This is a genomic window from Rothia sp. HMSC08A08 (assembly GCF_001808385.1).
Taxonomy (GTDB): Bacteria; Actinomycetota; Actinomycetes; order Actinomycetales; family Micrococcaceae; genus Rothia; species Rothia dentocariosa.
In genome coordinates, this window is the sequence record NZ_KV793079.1 from 39,789 (window position 1) to 60,855 (window position 21,067).

Here is a 21,067-nt window from a genome sequence, read left to right on the forward strand (position 1 = left end):
CCGCCGGATTACGCCTGCATCGGCGGCATTTCACCTCAAGGCTAAAAGGAGTCAGTGCGGGCGTGCAGAAGTATGTCTAGGCGGTCCCCAGACCCTGTTCCCTGCATACCTCCAAAAAGGTTTGCAGGCTTGTCATACCTTCCCGGTGCAAATCGGCAACGTTATCTGCGTAAAAATCTGCGCCACCATTCAAACCAACAAATTCACCGCGCAGCACGTCTGTTTCCAGATCGTATTGAATGACAGCCTTATGACCATCAATAATCATCACGTTATTCATAGATTTCACTCTACAGCTCGTCAAGGGAAACCTTTACCCCTGGCTGCGGATTGGCTAGGCGATAACGCACTGTTTCGAGAAGCTCTGCGCGCAGGCATAAGCGGACCCGCGCATCCTGATAAAAATTCTGGATGCGCGGGCACCAAAATCTTGTACGCACGCTGCGCACGACCGAGTTTTAGGAGTATACGTGCGGATGTAGCGTCGCCACGCAGTCGAGGTTGCGGTACTTCTCAGCGAAATCGAGCCCGTAACCAACCACGAACTCAGGTTCGATATCCCAGCCCACGTATTTGACCTGAACGTCAGTCTTGACGACCTTCGGCTTACGCAGCAGGGTGCAGATTTCCACAGATTCCGCGCCGCGCGATTTGAGGTTCTGCTGCAGCCACGCAAGAGTCAGCCCGGAATCAATAATGTCTTCAACAATCAACACATTACGATCGGTCAGGTCGGTATCAAGGTCTTTGAGAATACGAACCACACCCGAGGATTTCGTGCCGGATCCGTACGAAGAAACCGCCATCCAGTCCATCGTGTAATGCCCCTTGAGCGCGCGGGACAGGTCTGCCATCACCATAATGGCGCCCTTGAGAACCCCCACGAGGAGCACGTCTTTGCCTTCGTAATCTTCGTCGATGCGCGCCGCCAGCTCGGCAACTTTCGCATTAATCTCTTCCTTGGTAAAGAGTACGTTCTTCAGATCGTCCTGCACGTCTTGAGCCTGCACGGATTCTTCTTTCTTGCCGGGGCGTCTTCACGCCGAACCCGCCCAAACGTTCCGCCGGGTCGAGTATATTTTCTTGGTCCGCTTTAAGTATGACTTAAATTCTGATGCGCGGCTTACGTTTCACGGGTGTCTGCTGGGGTGCTTTGGAAGAATGCTCCCGAAAACACGGATAAACCGCTACCGCGCCGCCTTCGCCGTCTGCTCAACCAGGTAGGTTGCGGTTTTCAGATCAAGATTCAGCTCTGTGCGGCGCAACTCGCGAATCAGCTGAACCTCATCCTTCGCGGGGTCAAGACCCGCCTTGTCCGCTACGGAACGAGCCCAATCGATGGCGGCTTCCATCGGTTCGTCTGCCTTCGCGAAGAGAACGGCAAGTTCCGCCCTCGGGTTCTTATCGCTGCCAAAAAGTCCCATACTTTTTCCTTCCGCGTGCCGCTGAATCCTTGTGATATATCGAGATTTAAGGGTTTTCAGTACCCTGCTATTTTAACACTGCACTGTAGTCGCTTTGAGAGCTGCAACACAATAACTGAATTATGAAGTCGAAGGTTTTCTCTTACCGCTGGGAAATAAGTACCAGTGCATCCACGCGTGTATCGGTGCGGGGATCGTGCACCCTGCGGCGGCGGTAGACGCTCACATGCCCGGGCAGCTGCACCGGCCCGGCAGTGGCGTGCTCGGCGACGAACTCGTCAAGCGCCTGCAGCCGCTCAAACCCGGGGTTCTCCCCCTGCACGGCGCGGGTCGCCAGGGCGAGCACGCGCATCCGGAGGGCAGGATGCAGTGCCGCCGTTTCCGCGCGGTTCAGGGTAATAACTGTGGGAGTAGGTTTCTCAGAGGCGGCCTCCGTGGAGTGGTCGCCGGACACCGTATCAGCCCCGGGAATGTCCGGCAGATGAACTCCAGCGGGCAGCTTCAGGCGGGTGTACTCGGTGGCAGCGAGCGCATCCAAATATTCGGCGTCAGGCCCGGCGACTGCGGCGGTTCGCGCCAGAGAGAGTGCCACATCCCCACCAAGATGCTCTTGCAGGAACGGCAGGATTGTGTGCCGAATGCGAGCGCGCATGAGCGTCTGATCGGTGTTAGTGGGGTCGTTCCAGGGGGTGGCACCTTCGGCTTCGCAAATATTCAGCATATCGGCGCGGCGCAGAGTAAGGAAGGGGCGCAGGTAGGTGACTCCATTTTCGATGCGCGCGGGCGGCATTCCGGCGAGGGAACGTGTGCCCGAGCCGCGCCCAAGCCCCAGGAGCACGGTTTCCGCCTGGTCGTCAAGGGTGTGACCCAGCAGAACAGCCCGTGCGCCGGTATCTTGCACTGCGCGTTCAAAGGCGCCGTAGCGGGCGGTGCGCGCCGCCATTTCGGGACCCATGCTGCCCTGCGGAACCTGCACGCGCTCCGTGAGCACGGGATATAGCCCCAGGTTCGTGAGGGTTTCTACGGTGGCTGCGGCAACCTCGGCGGAGTCGGCTTGCAGTCCGTGATCGACCACGACGGCGCCCACACGCACATCGGAACGACGCGCAAAGTGCGCGGCAATACAGGCAAGCGCGAGCGAATCTGGCCCGCCGCTGCACGCAACCAGCACGAGGGGCTTCTCGGTTTCTGCGCCCTGCTGCGATACGGTCGAGCCTCGCCGCGCACGCCCGGTCCCCTTGATGGCGCCTTCACCCAGCAGGTTCGTCAGCGCGCGAGCCAGTTCCCGGCGAGCCTTCCCCACCGCCGGATGCAGCCGCCCCTGCCGTCCATGTTGCATGTGTTGTCCTTCTCTGTTGTATATGCCGTCTACAGACAATTCCGCAAGAATCCCCCCCTCCTGGGGCGATTCACGGTAGTTATGGTGTGATGAGACGATACACCGTATTCCGCGGTCCCGCCGATGCGTCCATTTCCACGTATCCTTCACGCATAAGTGCGTGAAGGACGTAGCGTACCTGTCGCGCCGTTAACCCGGTGAACCGCGAAATTTCGGTGACGGATCGGTCTTGCCCTTCAAAAGCATCCATGACCACCTGGGCGTTCTTCAGCGATTTTAGTGTTGGATAAACAGCGCTAGGTTCTGGTTCGTGGGGTCGGGGAAGGTCTGTTACCGTTTGAGGGGCACTATACGAGCGCCGAGATACTTCAGGTATCACATGGCTGACCGATGTTTTAGGAAAGAAAATAATAACCTTGAATTTGACACCCGTATTGATGAATTGCGGCTTGGGAAGCTGGTAGGTGTGCGCGAGTTCAAGAACCTCACGGATTCCACCGCCTTCGCCCTCGATAACTTGAGCTCCGTCGGGTGTGCGCAGATGACGCACAATGTTGTAGAGACGCTGATTCACTGCAACCTGCGCATGCTCCGAGCTTTCCAGTTGACGGACAGACAATCCGATAACGCCTCCAGGGCTTTCGACCACGAGGCGATCCGGCAGGATTCGCACATGAACGCTTTTGCCCAGTCCCAAGGTGTAGGGTCCCAAGTTCCGGTGTACAAGCGCATTAGCGATAATCTCTCGGGCGATAGCAAGTGGAATGATGGGAACGTTCCTGAGGTTGCCGTCGTCCCCGTAGTAGGCGGTGGTAGGTAGGTTCCCTTCCGTCCAGCGGAGCATATCGCTGAGCATTTCGGGGAGGGGCCCATCAAATGTTTGCAGGTTTTGGTGCCGCCCGGGAGCATCTGCCGGAAGGATGACGGCTGCGGTTGCCTCGAGTGCCGGGCGTGGACCCTGCGGGTAACTCGCGAGCGCATAAAGTCCAGCAAGGGTAAGTTCACCGGATGCAGTTGTCACGCTTGTCTGGCGCAGTATGTCAGTATCGCTTTTCTCACGCAGACGTCGGCTTGTTTGGCGGATGGCTCCCACATATTCCTGGGTGAGCGATTGGTCGAGATTCTGCGCGCTGGTGCCGGGTACGGGGGCTTCATCATAAGAAACCTGCTCGTCAGCGTGAAATTTGGCGACTTCGAGCATCCGCAGTTCGGCATCGTTCATAGGGTAATCTCCATCAGCCTGCCGCAAATATGCTTTGCCTTTGTAGCGGGCTGGTTTATCGCCGATGGGTAATCCTTGTACCTCGGCGACGAGAACAGTTTTGCCGTTAAGAACCGGGGTAGAAAACTCTATGTACGGTGATGGGGAGATATTATTGCGAGCCAGCGATACGATACTTGCCTGAAGTTGTGCCGGTTTTTCAATGTCCGTAATGGCGAAATTGTCTTTTTCATCGACTCCGAGAATGAGGGTTCCGCCGTCAGGCATATTTGCGAAAGCGCACAGAGTTGGACCTAAGTTTTGAGGCATGCCGCCGCTGGCTTTTTTGAGTTCGAGGTAGGGGCTGTCACCACCGTGAGAGCGAAGAGCATTAAGGGCCGTCGTAATATGTTCTGCAGTCCACTCCATAGTTCTGGTGTTCCCCTAATGTTGACAGAATTTTGTTACGTGACATGTTATACGACAAATTTTGTCATATAACAGGGCATTTTGTCACATAAAGTGTCACGTAAAAGGGTTTTACGTGACAAAAAGTCATGTAAATCTAGAGTTTTGTCACGTAATTTTGTCATATAAACACAAAGACTCATAGCGATTAGTCCCGCTTTGTACCGGGGATTTACGGGTTTATGCACCCACGAGCACTCCCGCGTTTCGTGACATTTTATGTGACAAAAAATTGTCACGAAACACGCGGTTTTGTCATATAACCCGTTCTGGGATTACCCGGTATTCTCTTCGTCTCTACCACCAGCCACGACCGCCTTAGCATCCTCGTCCAGCACACGCTTGATCCAGGCGTCCGGGTTGTGAATCTCCCGCTCGGTCGGCAGGTTCTCGGGTCGCTCCCACACGACGTTGAAGCGTTCCATGCCGACCGTATCCACAACATGCTGCACGAACTTCTGCCCATCGCGGTACTGGGCCATCTTTTTGTTCATGCCCAGCAGACGGTAAATAAGCTTCGTGAGGAACTTCTGGGTTGAGCTGCGGCGGTTGAACCTGCGGCGAATCGTCTTGACGGTCGGCACAATCTGGGCGTCCACGGCATCCATCACCACGTTTGCGTGCCCCTCCAGCAGGCTCATAATGGCTGTCAGCTCGCTCGCGATTTTGCGTGCCTTCGCGGTGGCTTCTTTCACAGGATGCGCCCGCCCCTCCCCGGGTTCTTCGGCGCGGGCCTGGGCTGCGGCACGGAACGTATCTTTGAGGTCGAAGGTGCTGGCGGCGCTATCGCCCAGCTCCGTAATCTTGGCGAGAAAATAGTCGCGCAGCCACGGCGCGGCGGCAAACTGCACCCGATGCGTCTGCTCGTGCAGGCACACCCACAAGCGAAAATCTTCGGGTTCAACGTTGAGTTCACGCTCAACGGCGACCACATTCGGTGCGATCAGCATCAGACGACCGCCCGGCTGCCCGTACCCTGCCAGCGCCGCATAGGGTTCATATTGCCCAAGCACTTTGGTGGAGAGGAACGAGAGCACGGCACCGACCTCGAAGGCCAGCCCTTCTTGGAGTTTATTCAGGTCAGCATGCGGTTTTTTCTGCTGGATCTTCTCGAATGCGGGCTTGACGAAGGGTACGAGCATGATCGAAAACGCCTGTGCGTTCGCCTTCGCCCAGGTACTTCGATCAACCACCAAAACCTCGGAGTCGCGCAGGTCTTGTGCCGCATCAAGCCCGGTGATGCGGTGCACATGGTCCACGGATTCTTCCGCCGCTTTGCGCAAAGATGCGACCACGCCAGCCATCTCCTGGGGCTTCATGCGCGGCCCGGCGGGCGCCAGGCTGCCCACGATTTTGGCGATGCGCTCAACATTTAGCAGGTTCTGTGTGTTGTTCTCGCTCATATGCACAGTGTATCGAACTGTGCTGAGGTGAAGCCTCATACTCAGGGGGTAAAAGTGGGAGCGGTTTTCAACTTGGCTCGTTTTCTCGCCAGCTTCAGATTGTTATGTGATACCTCGCGTACTCGGTTATCACGCCCCTCAGCGCATGAAGAAACCGTTCCCGGAATTAACGGGAACACAGGCGTATTCTACAAATGTTTCTCTAATTCCCACCGACGATGGCTCAGCTCCCGCTCCACCCCATACCGTTGTGAGCCGGTGAACGGCAATCGATCCCAGGACACACTAGAGGCTGCCTTTATAGCAGTTTTATGCAAGTAGCGTTGCAGGTTCTCAGGAATTCCTGCGTGGTAGGCAAATGCATCCCAATCGCGTTTCTTCAAATTTTTAACACGTGAATTTATACTCAGCGCCATATCATCTTTGAAGTAAACCCAAGAACTTGGCACATCATAAACTGGTGCCACTTGCCAACCTTTCTTCGGGGTTTTAAGCAAAGAAATATTTTTAGCGTGTAAATCCCCGTTACCGGTAAGCCAGGCATATAGAAATTGCACATATATATTACGAGCAGCAAGCGCAGGGGATGCCGCGCGTTCTGCCACTGCTGTCAGAAGAGATTCGCTGGTAACGTCACCGTCTGCACTATACTTGGCGACTGGGGGAATATCTAGAATTTGAGCCGCGTCTTCAAGAGCGTAGCGTTCACCAGAAGGCCCACGGTCAAATCGTGAAACTAAGATTCCTGGAACACCTTCTCGATCAGACACTAACACGCTTTGCGCCACAGGAATTTTGAGAGCATGTGCGGCACGTAAATGTTCAAACTCATTTTCAACCAAATGTGGGATACGGTCAGGACTTATTTTGAGAAGGGCTTCTTCACTATTCCAATTTACCGGCAGGGTTCGCATAAGGGCGCTCACACGGGCACTGAGTTTTGCTTGCACACCGGGCAAACTTTTACGGTCCACTACCCCCATCAAGTCGTGAAATGATACCGATTCAGCATCTGTAACAAGAACAGCTGGTACTTCCAGCGGTACCTCGCCTGCAGGAACAACTTGTATATCTCCCGGCACATCTGCTCCCAAGGCTAGGAGAAGACCCAATTCATTGCTTTTGCTGGTTTTTAGGCTCGCTGCAAGGGCGTTCAGGCGGTATCCCTCCGGCAAGAGATTAGCAAAGAAATTAGGAAGAGTGCTCTGAGGTGTCACCCGCTCTATACCTAAAGGTAACGACCAGGCAAGAGGTTCACCTGTATACCCCGGTAAATAAGCAAAGTGAACAGAATAATCACTGTGCTGTGTGAGCCGCGCGGCTAGATGTCCCGCTTTATAGATGTCTGCCCTGAGGAGTCCTGGATTAGGCATGATCTGCACCTTCTACAACGAGGTATATACCCAGCACTTCAGCGGTTTTGAGCACAGACCCAAAAGATGGTCCCGGCTTACCACGTTCAATATCACGAATCGTTTTATCGCTTACACCCACCATATAGGAAAGTTCCAGCTGGGTAAGCCGCTCTTCCTTACGGATGCGCCGCACTCGCTGCCCGAAGTTCTGAGCAAACTCTTCTGCATGAAAAGCCATCGTGTGTGCGGCATGATGGCCGCATCCCCCTTAAAAATACGAATAATAGTTCGGTTTTAAGAATTTTACACCGCAGGGAGACTAAAAATACAGTAAATACGAACTATTTTTCGGAAAAATTTTGAGGTTCTCTAGATGAGAAGACACTCATACACAAGCGGGAGCGGTTTCTTTATTTGGGAACACTTAAGGTGCTCCCAAATAAAGAAACCGCTCCCGAAACATGCAGATGCACTAGCAGGTGCAGCGTAAGAAAGAAGCGAGCTAGGAACGCCTCTCGTCATGATCAAGAGGCATACGGTAGCGATTATCCGGCAGGAACAGATCCTTGACCGCAGGGTCATCAACCTCAGCGCTCTTCTGCATCGTCTCAGCACGCTCCTGCGCAGCCTCACCAAACATCTCACGAGTCATCTGCTTGGTCTGCTCAATCTTGCTGCGCACCTCTGTCCGAGTGAAACCAGGCTTCCAGGGCTTAAACCGTGCCGCGTAGGCCAGATAGAAAACTAAGGCACAGACCCCCACCACGACTGCTCGCCCTATATCTTGAGTTACTGCCAGTGCCACAACCAAGTACACCGGTGGAGGCACTAAGATTTCGTATGCAGCAAACAGCCTCCCTCCTGGAGAGGGGTGCTGTGCACGCACCACCAACGGACGCTGCACCAATGCGCGTACTAGCGGAAAGATGAGGTAAGAAATCAGTACGGTCTTAGTCGCCTGATACAAAGAGAGGGACAGGGCAGAAAGCCCCAAGGCGGACACAACAGCCCCGCTGCCAAGAATCACGAGAAAGACACAGAACGACTCGAAAAAACCAGCGAAATAAACACTCATCAACACAACGCTCAGCGGTACATACTCTGGATGATCCGGCGTATACTGACTACTCTTCATGTACGTCTTCCTTCCCGCATTCTCCACGTGTTGGAGTGTTTTCACCGCTTACGCGGAAGTGCTCCTCGTTTTTCATATTTGAGAGGTATACGGTAGCGATTACCCGGCAGAAATAGGTTCTTAATAGCTGGGTCGTCAACCTCGGCATACTTCTGCATAATCGCAGCACGTTCCTGCATCATCCCGGCGTACTCCTGCGCGATATCGCCCACCAGTTCACGGGTCATCCGTTTAGTCTCTTGAATTTTGTGGCGCACTTGGGTACGGGTGAAACCAGGCTTCCAGGGTTTAAGCCATGCCGCGTAAATCAGATAGAAAACTAAGGCACAGGAACCTACTGTTGCCGCCTTGCCTACATCCTGAAACATCCCTAGTGTTACCACCAGATACACCAGCGGCGGCACTAAGATATCGCATGCAGCGAATAGCAACCCTCCCGGAGAGGGATGCTGCGCACGCACCACCAACGGACGCTGCACCAATACGAGTACTAGCGGAAAGATGAGGTAGGAAATCCACACGATACCAGCGATCTGCAGCCGCGGAAGAGACAGCGCAGAAAGCTTTAAAGCTGGTACAACAGCCCGAGCACCGAGAATCACGAAAAAGACACAGAACGATTCGAAAAAACCACTGAAATAACCACCCTTCAGTGCACTCGTCAACGCTACATACTCTGAATGATCCGGCGTATACTGACGCTCCTTCGTGCGCCCTCCACGCAACATAGACACGCTGCCCCAAACGAGTGATACCACATAAAGTTGCGAAGATAGCCTCTGGAAGGCAGGCTGAGGTAACTCCTTCAAGGGTGAGTATTGCTTCCCAAGGATTTGCGGCGCATTCACCGACCTCATCGACAAGGTCCTCTGACGGACAGCGCTCCCCAGACCAGACACACTATCCCAAAGCCGCTTCGTTTTTCGGCTCAACCCAATGGCTTTACTATATTCCGCTATTGTGTCGGTCAGAGCTAACACGCGCGTTAGCAGGGCGACAACGGGCTTAGTTTTGCCAATAGTGCCGTACGACGTATTACTTACATTTTTGATATCAAGAACCTTGCGCATTACGTTCGGGGCAGTAGCCCGCGCAGCAACATCAGCACCCGCGAAAATCGCAGAAACCCCTGCCGTGGCAGTTAAACGAATGGCATTTCGACATTCACATATCAAGCCTTTCATTTATACTCCTCACCACGGCGTATCTATTTCAAGGACGTCATATGCTGCAAATTTTGGCGCACAACAAACTCTTAATTAAGAAATACATAATGCTATATCGCGTACAGATACCCAGATTATGGGCTAATTATCCGTCTCTGCATGCATATAAAAGATTTAATGAACAGCGTATTATTTCCCACACTATACGTTCACGTAGCGCAGTGCAACGACAATAAAATTAATTTTTAATAAAGCTCCTCGGGAAAACTGCGGCTCCATAATAGCAACCACAAGAACCGCTCTTGCCCCCCCCCTAATACAAACGGGAGCGGTTTCTTCATGCGGGAGCAAATAAAGTGCTCCCGAATGAAGAAACCGCTCCCGATGTTAACAGGAACGTGAGTAAGACCTAGTGGCCTTCGGCAGCGAAGCGGTCGATCGCCTCCTGAACCATCTTCTCTGCCGCGGCGATGTCGTCCCAGCCTTCGCCCTTCACCCATTTGCCGGGTTCCAGATCCTTGTAACGCTCGAAGAAGTGCTGAATCTCAGCCTTGAGCTGCTCGGGCACGTCCGCCAGCGACTTGATGTGATCGTAGCGCTTATCGGTGGGCACGCACAGTACCTTCGCATCGCCACCAGCCTCGTCAGTCATGTTAAATACAGCAACCGGGCGAGCCTCCACGATCACACCGGGAACAATATCAACGTCTAGAACCAACATGGCGTCCAGCGGATCGCCGTCCTCGCCGAGTGTGTTCTCAAAGTAGCCGTATGCGGTGGGGTACTGCATTGAGGTGAACAGCACGCGATCTAGATACAGACGACCGGTTTTGTGGTCTATCTCGTACTTCACCCGGGAGCCGCGGGGGATTTCAATCGTGACGTCGAGTTCCATGGGAGCCTCTTTCTATGAATGTAAGCCTCTGCACCGCGCATCAAGGCGGCGAACAACTCCCCCATTGTACCCCCTGAACGCGTGCACAACACCCATTCAATGCCACAAAAATCGTGCTTTCGAATACGTTGCCGCGAACATCATCACGCTATCTCCAGGCGAGCTGGTAGCGTGTAGTCCTCGCGATGCGCGTAACCGGCTCGGTATTTCGCGGCGGAATTCGTTATGCTCTTAAGATGCGTTCACCCCAACCGATAAACACCCCGTTCACTCGCCGCGCCCTGCTCGGTGCAGCACCCGCGCTATTCCTTGCCGCATGCTCAAACCCAAGCGGCGGACAGTCGCAGAGCGGCACCGCATCCGTAACCCCGTCGGTCACCCCCACGCCGAGCCCCACTCCGGTGCTGAATACTCAGCAGATTCAAGACCTGAAAACCCAGCTTGACAAGCTCTTTCAGGAGCGCACCTACCCCGCCCATTCCATGCTTGTGACTGCCCTCGACGGCACACGTGAACTCTATGTGGATGCCCCGGATACCCCGCGCCTGCCCGCATCGAATTTGAAGATTCTGACCTATTTTGCGCTCGTGCAGACCGCGCCGGAACGCATTTTCACAACCTCGGTGGCGCAGGGTAAAAATGGGCTGTTTCTGGTGGCAGGCGGCGATACTCTGCTCGTGGAAGGAGCCACGGAACCGGCCACCGCGGGTTCGCCGACGATGCGCGCCGGGCTGAGCACGCTCGCTGCGGATACCGTACAGCAGATGAACGAACGCAAGGTCGCGCACGGCACCTTCCCCGTCTACCTCGACACCACGATTTACACGGGTTCCGCGACAAACCCCGGCTGGGAGCCCGGCGACCTCGAATCCGGGCAGATCACCCCGATTAACCCGATCGCGCTGGCCTCACACACCGTGCCCGGGCAGTCCACCCCCGATAAACCGGCACGCCCGCAAGACGCCGGAATCGCCGCCCTAGAAGCGTTCGTGAAGGTGCTCAATAAGGCGAGTGAAGAGCATGCAGAGGTCAAAGCAGGGTACGTATTTACGGTTGCCGACCGCCGCCCCCGTGAGGCCGATGCTGAGCAGATCGCTCAGGTTCAGTCGGCGTCCGCGCTCGATCAGGCCTTTGTGATGATGTTAGAGTCCGATAATGTGCTCGCCGAGGTGCTAGGGCGCAATATGGCGATCGCTGCGGGGCGTGAGGGCAGCGCATCCGAGGCGCAGAAACTTGTGCGCGAGAAACTGCAGGAAGCGAAGATTTCGGTTACCGGGCTGGTGCAGGCTGATGTGAGCGGTATGTCCCTGCAGAACCGGGTGACGGCACGCACGCTGGCGCAAACCTTGGGGGCGTTGGCGGCGCATCCGAAGCATGAAGAGCTTGAGCGCAGATTCCCGGTTGCGGGTGTTTCGGGTACGCTCAAGGATCGTTTTAGCGGAGAAGCGAATAAGTATGCGCGCGGGCATGTGGCGGCAAAGACCGGCACGCTGTTCACGGCCATTTCACTATCGGGGTATGCGACCCGCCCAGACGGCACACGCCTGATTTTCGTGAGCCTGCTCAACGATGTCGGCGGTGCGGAAGCTCTGCCCGGCGCGAAGGATACGGTTGATAGCGCCGCGGCGATTGTGGCGGCGCGTACCGAGCCTCCCGCGAACCCCACGGGAACGCCCGCACCTTCGGGCTCACAGGTACCGGGTTCATCTTCGTCTCCCGATGCGACAGGTTCGGGTTCCGCCCCGAATTCCTCGCAGGCCCCGAATGGTTCGCCTTCCGCTTCGCCTGCCGGTGAGAACGTGCCGCAGGAGGATGCACCTTCCCAGGCAGTGGGTCAAAATCCAGCCGAGGTTCCCAGCTCGAAGTAGAGCACGAATATGCAAAGTATTGTATATTTATCTGACTGCCGAGTACGTCCGCGGGCATACAGCACCCACGCATCACAAGCACCCCTGCGGTTATTCGCGCATATTCACTCACCCCGTTCCGAAGGATAGTTTCGTGTCTTCACCCTCTGCCGCATCCGTGCCCAACGATCTGCCGAGAGTCGCCGTTACGGAGCTTTTGCGTGTTCACCACTGCGAGACGGCGCTCTACGCCGATTTTTCGCGGCATACGGCAGGCACCCGGGAGAACGAACACGACGCCACCGCGAGCGAGTTCTCTCATGTCGTGCGTAGTGATAGCGGTGCGCCCCAGCTAAACCCAGAAGTCGTGGCACTTCTGGATGCAGCACAGGCTTCATGCGGCACAGACACGGGGAATGCGGCGGCTGCCGAGGTGGAAGTACACACCGCGCAGGGCACGGAACGCTACCCGCTCGCGCGGCTGATCCCGGTGCTGGAAACCCTCACGGAACGCTACGAATTTTTGCGCGCATCATGGCGGGAGGGTATAGCGCTCACCGATATTCCCGATCTGCTGAGCTGCGGTGACTGCCCGGCGTGCGCGGCACGTGTGGAGGCCGAAGCTGGCGCATCCGAAACGCTTGACGAGCCAGAGCTCGTCCCTCATAGCAGCGATGATTCAGGCGAAGAATCCTGGGCGGATTCCGGTGACTCCGCGGCGGAATCGACGTTTGAGGGCATTCCCGCGAAGGCACAGCATCCGTACCGGGTGCGTCCTGCCGTCCCTGCCGACGATGATGAAGAGTACGCTCAGCTTGAGCGCCTGCGGGAACGCCTTGCCGAGCTCGAAAAGCAGAATCAGAAGAATCGGGGGCTATCTGCCGAAAATTCCCGGTTGGCGATGCTCCTCTCCGGTGTCGATTTCTATCGCCGCGAAAAGGCGCCGTTTTGGCGGGATCATCTGCGCCGCCTGCACGAGCCCTACGAGAATTGGGCGAATACGCGCAATTGCGTGATTTTCGAGAGTGTTGAGACCGCAACCGATTGGGAGCGCGTGCGCGGGGCGAAAATGCGTACTCTGCGCGCGGTCGCTACCCTGGCGGATTCGCACACTCTCAAGGCCGACGATACCGGGCATTATCTGCTTTATAGTGCCGACGATGCGCCTGCGAAGGCATACGAAAGCATCGATTCCCAGGTGGAGGCGTTTCGCGCGACTAACCCGCAGGTCCGCGTGCCAGATACACTGCATAGACTCGGGTTTTTCGGGGCAAAAATTATGTCTCTCGAACCGTATGAGGAACCGGGCGAACCTGCAGAGGACGCTACTTTGGCGACAGGCGGCGGGCAGCGTGTTGTGATGGTAGTTGCCGAGCGCATCCGTGTGAACGATGAAGAACATGCGGCCTTCCCGCTGGGGCTCACCCCGGGCGCACCCGTGACAACGAAACAGTTAGAGGCGTCGCTTGTGCGCGTAGCGGTCGAGGCTGAAGGCTCGTTCCCCAACGTTGCCGCGACCGGGACGCTTGACCTTATCGAACGCCGCCCGCCGCGGCTCAAAACCCGCGAGAGCCTGCCCCAAGAGACGGAGTTTTCTCACGCCGAGCTGCCCACTGTTGAGGCGGTGCTCGCGGCGGTTCGTGACCTTGACCGTTCCTATGTGGCGGTTCAAGGCCCGCCCGGGTCTGGCAAGACCTTCTTGGGGTCGCAGGTGATCGCCAGGTTGGTTGCGGCGGGCGCGAAAGTGGGTGTGGTGGCGCAGTCTCACGCCGTCGTGGAGAATATGCTGACCGCGTGCCTGGAACGTAACCTGTTTCCCGCCGAGCGGGTGATGCGCGCCAAGGGCAAATCTCAGCTCCCCAATTACCCCTGGGTTGAGGTCAGTGATAAAGATCTGACCGCTTTATTAGATAAATCCGGTGGGCTCGGCGGCGAAAAATCCGGTGCCGGAGCTTCGCCCGGCGTTCTTTTTGGCGGGACCGCCTGGGATTTTGCGAATCCGAACCGTATTCCTGAGGGCTCGCTCGACCTGCTCGTTATTGACGAAGCCGGGCAGTTCTCGCTCGCTAACACCCTGGCGGTTGGAAGGGCCACACGGAATCTGCTTCTGCTGGGTGATCCGCAGCAGCTGCCGCAGGTTGCGGTGGGTGAGCATCCGTACCCGCTGGATACCTCGGCGCTGGGCTGGCTGTCCAGCGGGCAGTCGGTACTGCCCGCTGCATTCGGTTATTTTCTGCAAGTCACCTGGCGTATGCACCCGCAGCTGTGCGCACCGGTTTCCGCGCTGTCCTACAGCGGGAAGCTGCACTCGGCAGCGGCGGCGAGCGAGCGCATCCTCAAGGTTCCTGAGCGTGAAGAATCCGTTCTGCCCTCCGATCCTGGGCTGTATATGTACGGCGTTCATCACGAGCACTGCACCGTACGTTCCGAAGTAGAGGCGGCAGCCGTCGCGCGCCTAGCGGGCGAGTTCGTGGGTGCTTTATGGACTCCCGGGGCGAATCAGCCTGCACGCGAGCTCACCGGCGAAGATATTGTGGTGGTCGCCGCCTATAACGCGCAGGTCGATACGGTTGCGGAGCATCTGCGCCACGCCGGGCTTCTGGATGCGGACGGTCACGGCGTGCGCGTAGGGACCGTTGATAAGTTTCAGGGTCAGCAGGCGCCGGTGACGATCGTGTCAATGGCCTCCTCAAATGCCGGAATATCGGGGCGAGGCGCAGAATTTCTGCTCTCCCCTAACCGCCTGAACGTGGCGCTCTCACGCGGGCAGTGGTGTTCCGTGCTGGTCGCATCCGACAGCCTGCACCGGTTCGTGCCGCAGAGCATCCCCGAACTCTTGGCGTTGGGCGGATACCTGGGTTTGGTACGCTCCGCCACCCCCTGGGGATCACCCGCATTCGAGTGCTGACAAGGCATATTAGACAGTTTTATGCGGCGCGCCCGGTCATCGGTGCCAAATCCGGCGCGATTGTGAGAAACAGCATCGCCCGGGCGTGCTTGCCCCTGCCAACCCGTGCTGCGAAACCCTATCAAAACCCGAGGCGCTCAGGCATAATGGAGGGGTGTTCGTGTTAACCTTCATCCAACGTTCCCCCCAGGTTTCATTGCCTGCGCTTCTCGACAAGCTCTCCAAGCTCAACCCCCGAGTTGAATTCGCACAAACCTATCCGGACGAAATTCAGGGTGCCTTCGAGAGTTCCGCAGACGCCCTGCAGGCGGCCCTGTATGCTTCGCGCGAGCAGGGATTCTGGGTTGGCATCGGAGTTGGCGAGCTACGCATTCCCCGATTCGCCGGGGCACTGGGAACGGTCAGCACGAACGACTGCACCGGCGACGCCCTCGAATTCTCACGGCTCGCCGTGGAGGCGGCACGCACCGGCGCCCCCGCCCGCGGTATTGCGGTATCGGCACACAATCGCGCAGTCGCAGACATGGCTTCGGGGCTCACACGCCTGCTGTATCGGGTATGTTCCGACCGTACCGAGGCCGAATGGCGGGTCGTCGATCTACTGGTTCCCGGGGTCCGCGGGCAACAGCGGGCAGTTGCACAGGCGCTCGGCATTACCACCCAAGCAGTCAGCCGCACGCTCATGCGCTCGCTCTGGCACGAAGAGCAGGCGGCACGCCCGGCGGTACTCGACCTGCTCAACCGGCTGGATTCTGCCAGCCCGACAAAATAAAACGATGAGGTCATCCAGATTATCTGGATGACCTCACTACGTTATGCAGGTATAAACCTCAATATTGATAATCTACCGATTAAAAATATTACGAATCGGATTCACCACCGTTGTCCACCAAGGCTGTGGAGAATCTTGAAACTTGCTTTGCTGACGTTCTTTGACCTGCTGAGAAATGCTTCGCCGTAGCTCACCAACTTCGGTATCTACGACCTTCTTATAATCAGAACGTAAACGTGCAGGTTTTCCATTGCGCATGACGGAGCTATATAGTCCTTCAGCAGTGTGAGTACTCATAGCACGTTCCCTTCCCTCACCATTAGTTATCTCAGTTTACCGTGTTCGGCTCACTGTTGGAAGTAGCCTCATCGTTCTCATCAGATACCTCATCTGGACCGTATGGAGTCGCAGCTGAATTATTTCCGTGCGTCGAATCCGGGTGAGCGTGTGCCCGCTGAGTTGGCGGCGACGGGTTTCTTTGGCATGCGCGTGCTGGCGGTGGCGCAGGGCGGTTTCCGTGCCGGATCTGAGGATTCTGCGGACCCCGAAGAGACTGCCGCAGAGGCTGTCGAAGAGTCGACCGGCGAGTTCCTAGAGGTGCTTCTGCAGGAGCGCATCCGCGTGAAGGATGAGCCGCACGGTGCCCTGCCTTCGGGTATTGGTCCTGGCGATCCGGTGTCTATGGCGACGATTGAGGCGGCCCTGCAGGCTGATGTGCACGGGCTGCTTTTCGACGGTACTCTCATGCCTAGCGCGCTGATGCCTGACCTCCCCGCATCCGGTGAAGATTCTGATCCTTCCGAGGCTCCCGCCTCCCCCAGCACCCTGCCGAGCGTGCTCGATGCGGCGGCTTCGCTGACGGGGGTGGAGAGCGCATCCGCGGATTTGCTGTTCCGCCGTGTGCCGCGCCTGAAGAAGAACGCCTTGAACGCCAAAAATGCAGAAAATCTACCCCGTGAGGTTGATTTTCCCACCTCTGACCTGCCCACGGTGGATGCCGTGCACGCGGCGGTTCGCGCTCTCGACCATTCCTATGTGGCGGTTCAGGGCCCTCCCGGTGCGGGTAAGACCTTCCTCGCCTCACACGTGATTGCGCGCCTGGTGGCGGAGGGCGCGAAGGTGGGCGTGGTGGCTCAGTCGCATGCGGTGATTGAGAATCTTATGTTGGCGTGCTGTGCCCGTGATGGTTTTGATGTTTCGCGTGCGGTGCGTCTGCGCGGTAAGTCGGTGACCCCCGCCCCGTGGTCTGAGGTGTCTGATTCTGAGCTGGTGGAGCTGATTTCTGGTGCGGGCGGTTTGCTGTTTGGCGGCACGGCGTGGGATTACGTGAGTGAGCGTCGTGTGCCTGCCGGGTCGTTGGATGTGCTGGTGGTTGATGAGGCTGGCCAGTTCTCTCTGACAAATACGGTGGCGGCAGCTCGTGCGGCGCGTTCGGTGCTGCTGCTGGGCGATCCGCAGCAGTTGCCGCAGGTGTCGACGGGTGTTCATCCGTACCCGGTGGATGTTTCGGCGCTGGGTTGGTTGTCTGATGGGGCGGCGGCGCTGGATCCTCGTTGTGGCTATTTCTTGGGTGAGTCGTGGCGTATGGATTCGGCGCTGTGCGAGCGGGTTTCGTGGCTGTCCTATGATGGCGCGCTGGCGAGCGCGGCGGCGACGGCTGGTCGCGCCCTGCAGGGTGTTGCGCCGGGTGTGGTGTCGTATCCGGTGGAGCATGTGGGCTGTTCGGTGCGTTCTGTGCAGGAGGCGCAGGCGGTGGTGGATTGCGTGCGCGAGTTGTTGGGCCGTGAGTGGGTTCCGGCAGCTGGTGCTGCGCCGCGCCCGTTGGCGGCGGAGGATTGCATTGTGGTGGCGGCGTATAACGCGCAGGTTGATTGTGTGCGTGAGGCGCTGATTGCCGCTGGTCTGGCTGATTCTTCGGGTGCTGGCGTGCGTGTGGGTACGGTGGATAAGTTCCAGGGTCAGGAGGCTGCGGTGGTGTTGGTGTCGTTGGCGTCGTCGCGGGTTGATTCTGGGCGCGGTGCCGGGTTTGTGCTCTCGCCGAATCGTTTGAATGTGGCGGTGTCGCGCGGTCAGTGGCGGGCGGTGTTGGTGCATTCGCCGTGGGTGGCGCGTTCGGTGCCGCAGGATGTTGAGGAGGTGCTGGCTCTGTCGGGCTTCGCGGGCCTGGTGGAGTAGTGCTCTTCTGTGCTCCCCCGCCCCTGCCCGCTGCGTTGCGGGGCTGACCGGTGGCGGGCGTCTTTGGCGTGCCCGGAATCGGGTTCAGCCGGGTTCATTCAGGGTTCGGTTGGGTGGAAGCACCAAGAATGAATTATAGTCAACCTAACCCTAATGTCAATACTCAAAATGAGGAAAGTTTTTCAACATGAGTTCATGCATATGACTCATATCTCCACTATGATTTAAGACACCAACAGATGTTGGGGGTTGAGCTGAATCGCTCAGCCAAGATTCGATAGCCATAGATGACTATCTGTCGAAAGGAACACCAATGGAACTCGATATTCAGGATTTGATTACCTCATCCGAAGATGAGCTCAAGAGGGCTCATGGTGGTCTCCGTCCTCCGGCACATCGTGTAGGCGGACAGTAAATAACCACCTCCAGAAAGGCATATCAAACACAATTCATGACCCCTCGGGAAATTTTAAGAACCTAAATGAGATCTTAACAGGAGAATACACGATAGATGAGGTAGTTATAAAGACATCAAAAATTTTAGGATTAACTCCTAAAAATTCAAGGAAGATTATAGAATCACTCATAACGATGGGTCACATAGAAGATGGATTCTTCCTTAAATCATCTACAAAATCTAATAGGTACTCAAGAAGTCGTGAATTCTTTTCTTGGATTGACACTTCAGGAAGTAGCGACCCTTTTCGGGTGCAAAATATTCTGTCCTCCTCGAAAATTGTAATTGTAGGTCTTGGCGGAATTGGCGGATCCGTGGCCATGAACTTAGCATCTTCAGGAGTATCTCAAATACACATAGTTGATTTTGACAATGTTGAAGAGTCGAATCTCAATAGGCAAATTCTATACACAGAAAAAGACCTTGGGCTCAAAAAATCAACGGCTGCCATGAAAAATCTCCAAAAAATAAATTCAAAAATTCTTATTACATCCGAGGATAAGAAAATTACTTCCTCTGATGACCTCATTAAATATTTTAACGAATATGACCTAGTGTATCGCTGCGCTGACAGTCCAGACGATATACCATTTTGGTTCTCTGATGCTTCATTAAAATCTGGTAAACCATGGATTGATGCAAGCTACAATGGCCCAATAATTAATTGTTGCATCTACGACCCAAAGGTTACAGGATGCTATAGATGCATCCGTGAAAGTAATCTACGAAATATGACTCGTCTAGGTTACGAGGAAGCTCATACAGATAAAGTTCCAGAGATAAATGCTGCAATATCTCCTATAGTCCTTATATCTGGATCACTTGCCGCATATGAAGGAATTAGGTATCTTGCCAAACTTAAGCCGCAAAGTTTAGGTAAAGCAATACATCAAAATATGTTCGATTACAGTAATTCATACACAGTGGAGATCCCCCATGAGTGTCAACACCGAGCTACTCAAGAATAGAGATTTTCGAAATACTCTCTTCGCCATTGGGGCCAACCAGCTCTCAGACTCGATGAGCTATATCACCACGCCCATCATTATTTTGGCGCTAACCGGCTCCCCCGAAGCTGCGAGTATCACCCTCTTCGTCGCGGGTGTTCTCGCCACCTGCGCCGGAGCTGTATCTGGAACGTGGGTCGATAGAATCGGCCCCTCAAAGTGCCTGGCACTGTCCTGTATCGGCCAGTCGCTGTCCTGGATAGCGATTCTTCTCTACCTCGTTTTCAACGTCACCAACATTTACGTTTTGGTGATCACGATCTCTCTCGCCGCCATCATTTCCACCTTCGACTACCCGAGTGAACAGTCCATCATCACCCGCGTAGTCCCCAAGGAACACCTGGGGTACGCCTCCGGTATGGGCGAGACGCGCGAGTCCACCGCCAACCTGCTGGGCGGCCCGGTCGCCGGCATCATTATCGGCTTCTCGACCGTGCTCATGACCGCAGTTCACGCGGTCGTCAACCTGCTGGCGTTCATCGTCGCACCCAAGAGCTACGGCGCTAGTCGGCAGCCCGCGGAAGAGGAGGAGGGCGAGAAAACCAGCTTCTGGCAGGACTCAAAAGCCGGTTTCGAGTACATCCTGAAAAACAAGGTGCTGGTGTCCATTGCGTTCGTTTCAACGCTTGCAAACTTTGGAACGGTCGGCATTCCGCTCACCTTCATCTACTACTACACCCTGGAGGGCGCACACCCGCTCTTCATCGGCATCTTTGCGAGCGCCTTCGGTGTGGGCGTGTTGCTCGGTTCGTTCCTAGTCGGCCCGCTGACCGAGAAGTTTGCGCTCGGCCCGCTCGGTATCACCTCCCTGGCCATCATGTCGGCCTGCTACCTGTTGCTGCCGGTGGTTCATTCGATGCTGTGGGCGGTGTGCCTGCTGATTGTGTTGGCGGGTATTGTGCTTCCCTCCTTCAATTCGAGCATCATTGCGTACATTAACGCATCCACCCCGGAGCACATGATCGGTCGCGTGCACTCGGTGCAGGGCATCCCGAACATGGCGCTGACCCCGCTGGCTGTTCTGCTGGCAGGCTTCCTCATTGTTGATTGGGGCATTACGTACACGGCGCTGTTCTACGCGGTGTTCATTTTCCTGTCGCTGGTGGTGATGGTATTCCAGAAGCCGCTACGTCAGCTGCCCCATATCTCGCAGGTAACGAACGCACAGTAGTTCCACGATAGCCCCGTCTATCAACTCCGCTCAACGCCCCCGAAAGCGAATAATTCAACGTGCACTTGCATGAAAATTATTTTCCTTTCGGGGGTGTTCTACGTCCTTTTGAGGATTTCTGCACACAGTGCATGCTCGCGATAATTCGCCTTATCAATGCGTATTTTTGGGGTTTTAAATGTTGCCGGTATTACGGCGAACCTTACGCAGCTTGTTGAAGGTTTTACGGCATAATAGGAAGGTGTTCGTTCTAACCTTTATTCAACGTTCCGCACAGCACTCACTCACTGCGCTGTCGGACGAACTCACAAAGCTCAACCCCCGAGTTGAATTCGCACAAACCT

The 21,067-nt window shown here is 56.0% G+C and carries 18 protein-coding genes; 6 read left to right on the forward strand and 12 right to left on the reverse strand.

The window, feature by feature from the left end; all coding sequences use genetic code 11:
* Positions 1-76: 76 nt before the first annotated feature.
* The 11 genes from HMPREF3164_RS08910 to ppa all read right to left on the reverse strand — a co-directional run bounded on the left by HMPREF3164_RS08910 (position 77) and on the right by ppa (position 10,386).
* Positions 77-280, reverse strand: coding sequence for a type II toxin-antitoxin system HicB family antitoxin (locus tag HMPREF3164_RS08910; protein ID WP_070450598.1), 204 nt, complete (start codon positions 278-280; stop codon positions 77-79).
* 178 nt (positions 281-458) lie between these two features.
* A complete protein-coding gene (gene hpt, locus HMPREF3164_RS08915; RefSeq protein ID WP_048753308.1) occupies positions 459-1,010 on the reverse strand; it encodes a hypoxanthine phosphoribosyltransferase in 552 nt (183 codons plus the stop codon).
* A gap of 177 nt (positions 1,011-1,187) precedes the next feature.
* The gene (locus tag HMPREF3164_RS08920) at positions 1,188-1,424 is read right to left on the reverse strand and encodes a hypothetical protein (protein WP_070450600.1); all 237 of its coding nucleotides are present in this window, start codon (positions 1,422-1,424) and stop codon (positions 1,188-1,190) included.
* Between the two features lie 142 nt (positions 1,425-1,566).
* On the reverse strand, positions 1,567-2,763 hold the full coding sequence (gene tilS / locus HMPREF3164_RS08925; RefSeq protein WP_070450602.1) for a tRNA lysidine(34) synthetase TilS: 1,197 nt from the start codon (positions 2,761-2,763) through the stop codon (positions 1,567-1,569).
* 79 nt (positions 2,764-2,842) lie between these two features.
* A complete protein-coding gene (locus tag HMPREF3164_RS08930) occupies positions 2,843-4,393 on the reverse strand; it encodes an ATP-binding protein (protein WP_070450604.1) in 1,551 nt (516 codons plus the stop codon).
* A gap of 314 nt (positions 4,394-4,707) precedes the next feature.
* Positions 4,708-5,835: a zinc-dependent metalloprotease gene (locus HMPREF3164_RS08935; protein WP_070450606.1), complete on the reverse strand. Its 1,128-nt coding sequence runs from the start codon at positions 5,833-5,835 to the stop codon at positions 4,708-4,710.
* Between the two features lie 188 nt (positions 5,836-6,023).
* A complete protein-coding gene (locus tag HMPREF3164_RS08940) occupies positions 6,024-7,208 on the reverse strand; it encodes a type II toxin-antitoxin system HipA family toxin (RefSeq protein ID WP_070450608.1) in 1,185 nt (394 codons plus the stop codon).
* Positions 7,201-7,428, reverse strand: coding sequence for a helix-turn-helix transcriptional regulator (locus tag HMPREF3164_RS08945; RefSeq protein ID WP_004005772.1), 228 nt, complete (start codon positions 7,426-7,428; stop codon positions 7,201-7,203). The genes HMPREF3164_RS08940 and HMPREF3164_RS08945 overlap by 8 nt, the downstream gene beginning before the upstream one ends.
* Before the next feature lie 264 nt (positions 7,429-7,692).
* Positions 7,693-8,325: a hypothetical protein gene (locus HMPREF3164_RS08950; protein ID WP_070450610.1), complete on the reverse strand. Its 633-nt coding sequence runs from the start codon at positions 8,323-8,325 to the stop codon at positions 7,693-7,695.
* A 41-nt stretch (positions 8,326-8,366) separates the two neighbouring features.
* The gene (locus HMPREF3164_RS08955; RefSeq protein ID WP_246822664.1) at positions 8,367-9,509 is read right to left on the reverse strand and encodes a hypothetical protein; all 1,143 of its coding nucleotides are present in this window, start codon (positions 9,507-9,509) and stop codon (positions 8,367-8,369) included.
* A gap of 391 nt (positions 9,510-9,900) precedes the next feature.
* Positions 9,901-10,386, reverse strand: a complete 486-nt coding sequence (ppa, locus tag HMPREF3164_RS08960; RefSeq protein ID WP_070450612.1) for an inorganic diphosphatase — start codon at positions 10,384-10,386, stop codon at positions 9,901-9,903.
* Between the two features lie 236 nt (positions 10,387-10,622).
* Between ppa and dacB the strand changes: the two genes are divergently transcribed.
* The 3 genes from dacB to HMPREF3164_RS08975 all read left to right on the forward strand — a co-directional run bounded on the left by dacB (position 10,623) and on the right by HMPREF3164_RS08975 (position 15,913).
* Positions 10,623-12,254, forward strand: a complete 1,632-nt coding sequence (gene dacB, locus HMPREF3164_RS08965; RefSeq protein WP_246822665.1) for a D-alanyl-D-alanine carboxypeptidase/D-alanyl-D-alanine endopeptidase — start codon at positions 10,623-10,625, stop codon at positions 12,252-12,254.
* 133 nt (positions 12,255-12,387) lie between these two features.
* Complete coding sequence (locus HMPREF3164_RS08970; protein ID WP_070450616.1) at positions 12,388-15,141, forward strand: DEAD/DEAH box helicase; 2,754 nt, start codon at positions 12,388-12,390, stop codon at positions 15,139-15,141.
* Positions 15,142-15,295: 154 nt separating this feature from the next.
* The gene (locus tag HMPREF3164_RS08975) at positions 15,296-15,913 is read left to right on the forward strand and encodes a recombinase RecJ (protein ID WP_070450618.1); all 618 of its coding nucleotides are present in this window, start codon (positions 15,296-15,298) and stop codon (positions 15,911-15,913) included.
* A gap of 72 nt (positions 15,914-15,985) precedes the next feature.
* Here the strand turns inward: HMPREF3164_RS08975 and HMPREF3164_RS08980 are convergent, their stop codons facing one another.
* Positions 15,986-16,210 (reverse strand): hypothetical protein, encoded by a 225-nt coding sequence (locus tag HMPREF3164_RS08980; RefSeq protein WP_004005780.1) that lies wholly within the window; start codon positions 16,208-16,210, stop codon positions 15,986-15,988.
* Between the two features lie 102 nt (positions 16,211-16,312).
* Here HMPREF3164_RS08980 and HMPREF3164_RS08985 point away from each other — a divergent pair, with 102 nt between their 5' ends.
* From HMPREF3164_RS08985 to HMPREF3164_RS08995, 3 genes are all read left to right on the forward strand, one after another.
* Complete coding sequence (locus tag HMPREF3164_RS08985; RefSeq protein ID WP_238382423.1) at positions 16,313-18,088, forward strand: AAA domain-containing protein; 1,776 nt, start codon at positions 16,313-16,315, stop codon at positions 18,086-18,088.
* Between the two features lie 591 nt (positions 18,089-18,679).
* Positions 18,680-19,513, forward strand: a complete 834-nt coding sequence (locus tag HMPREF3164_RS08990; protein WP_004005782.1) for a HesA/MoeB/ThiF family protein — start codon at positions 18,680-18,682, stop codon at positions 19,511-19,513.
* Positions 19,482-20,723, forward strand: coding sequence for an MFS transporter (locus tag HMPREF3164_RS08995; protein WP_048754961.1), 1,242 nt, complete (start codon positions 19,482-19,484; stop codon positions 20,721-20,723). Before HMPREF3164_RS08990 ends, HMPREF3164_RS08995 begins: the two co-directional genes overlap by 32 nt.
* Positions 20,724-21,067 lie beyond the last annotated feature (344 nt).

What these genes read in the sequence shown, in the direction of transcription:
- HMPREF3164_RS08910 (WP_070450598.1), bottom strand. Translation starts at nt 280, where the DNA reads ATGAATAACGTGATGATTATTGATGGTCATAAGGCTGTCATTCAATAC.
- HMPREF3164_RS08920 (WP_070450600.1), bottom strand. Translation starts at nt 1,424, where the DNA reads ATGGGACTTTTTGGCAGCGATAAGAACCCGAGGGCGGAACTTGCCGTT.
- tilS (WP_070450602.1), bottom strand. Translation starts at nt 2,763, where the DNA reads ATGCAACATGGACGGCAGGGGCGGCTGCATCCGGCGGTGGGGAAGGCT.
- HMPREF3164_RS08930 (WP_070450604.1), bottom strand. Translation starts at nt 4,393, where the DNA reads ATGGAGTGGACTGCAGAACATATTACGACGGCCCTTAATGCTCTTCGC.
- HMPREF3164_RS08935 (WP_070450606.1), bottom strand. Translation starts at nt 5,835, where the DNA reads ATGAGCGAGAACAACACACAGAACCTGCTAAATGTTGAGCGCATCGCC.
- HMPREF3164_RS08940 (WP_070450608.1), bottom strand. Translation starts at nt 7,208, where the DNA reads ATGCCTAATCCAGGACTCCTCAGGGCAGACATCTATAAAGCGGGACAT.
- HMPREF3164_RS08945 (WP_004005772.1), bottom strand. Translation starts at nt 7,428, where the DNA reads ATGGCTTTTCATGCAGAAGAGTTTGCTCAGAACTTCGGGCAGCGAGTG.
- HMPREF3164_RS08950 (WP_070450610.1), bottom strand. Translation starts at nt 8,325, where the DNA reads ATGAAGAGTAGTCAGTATACGCCGGATCATCCAGAGTATGTACCGCTG.
- HMPREF3164_RS08955 (WP_246822664.1), bottom strand. Translation starts at nt 9,509, where the DNA reads ATGAAAGGCTTGATATGTGAATGTCGAAATGCCATTCGTTTAACTGCC.
- ppa (WP_070450612.1), bottom strand. Translation starts at nt 10,386, where the DNA reads ATGGAACTCGACGTCACGATTGAAATCCCCCGCGGCTCCCGGGTGAAG.
- dacB (WP_246822665.1), top strand. Translation starts at nt 10,623, where the DNA reads ATGCGTTCACCCCAACCGATAAACACCCCGTTCACTCGCCGCGCCCTG.
- HMPREF3164_RS08980 (WP_004005780.1), bottom strand. Translation starts at nt 16,210, where the DNA reads ATGAGTACTCACACTGCTGAAGGACTATATAGCTCCGTCATGCGCAAT.
- HMPREF3164_RS08985 (WP_238382423.1), top strand. Translation starts at nt 16,313, where the DNA reads ATGGAGTCGCAGCTGAATTATTTCCGTGCGTCGAATCCGGGTGAGCGT.
- HMPREF3164_RS08990 (WP_004005782.1), top strand. Translation starts at nt 18,680, where the DNA reads ATGGGTCACATAGAAGATGGATTCTTCCTTAAATCATCTACAAAATCT.
- HMPREF3164_RS08995 (WP_048754961.1), top strand. Translation starts at nt 19,482, where the DNA reads ATGAGTGTCAACACCGAGCTACTCAAGAATAGAGATTTTCGAAATACT.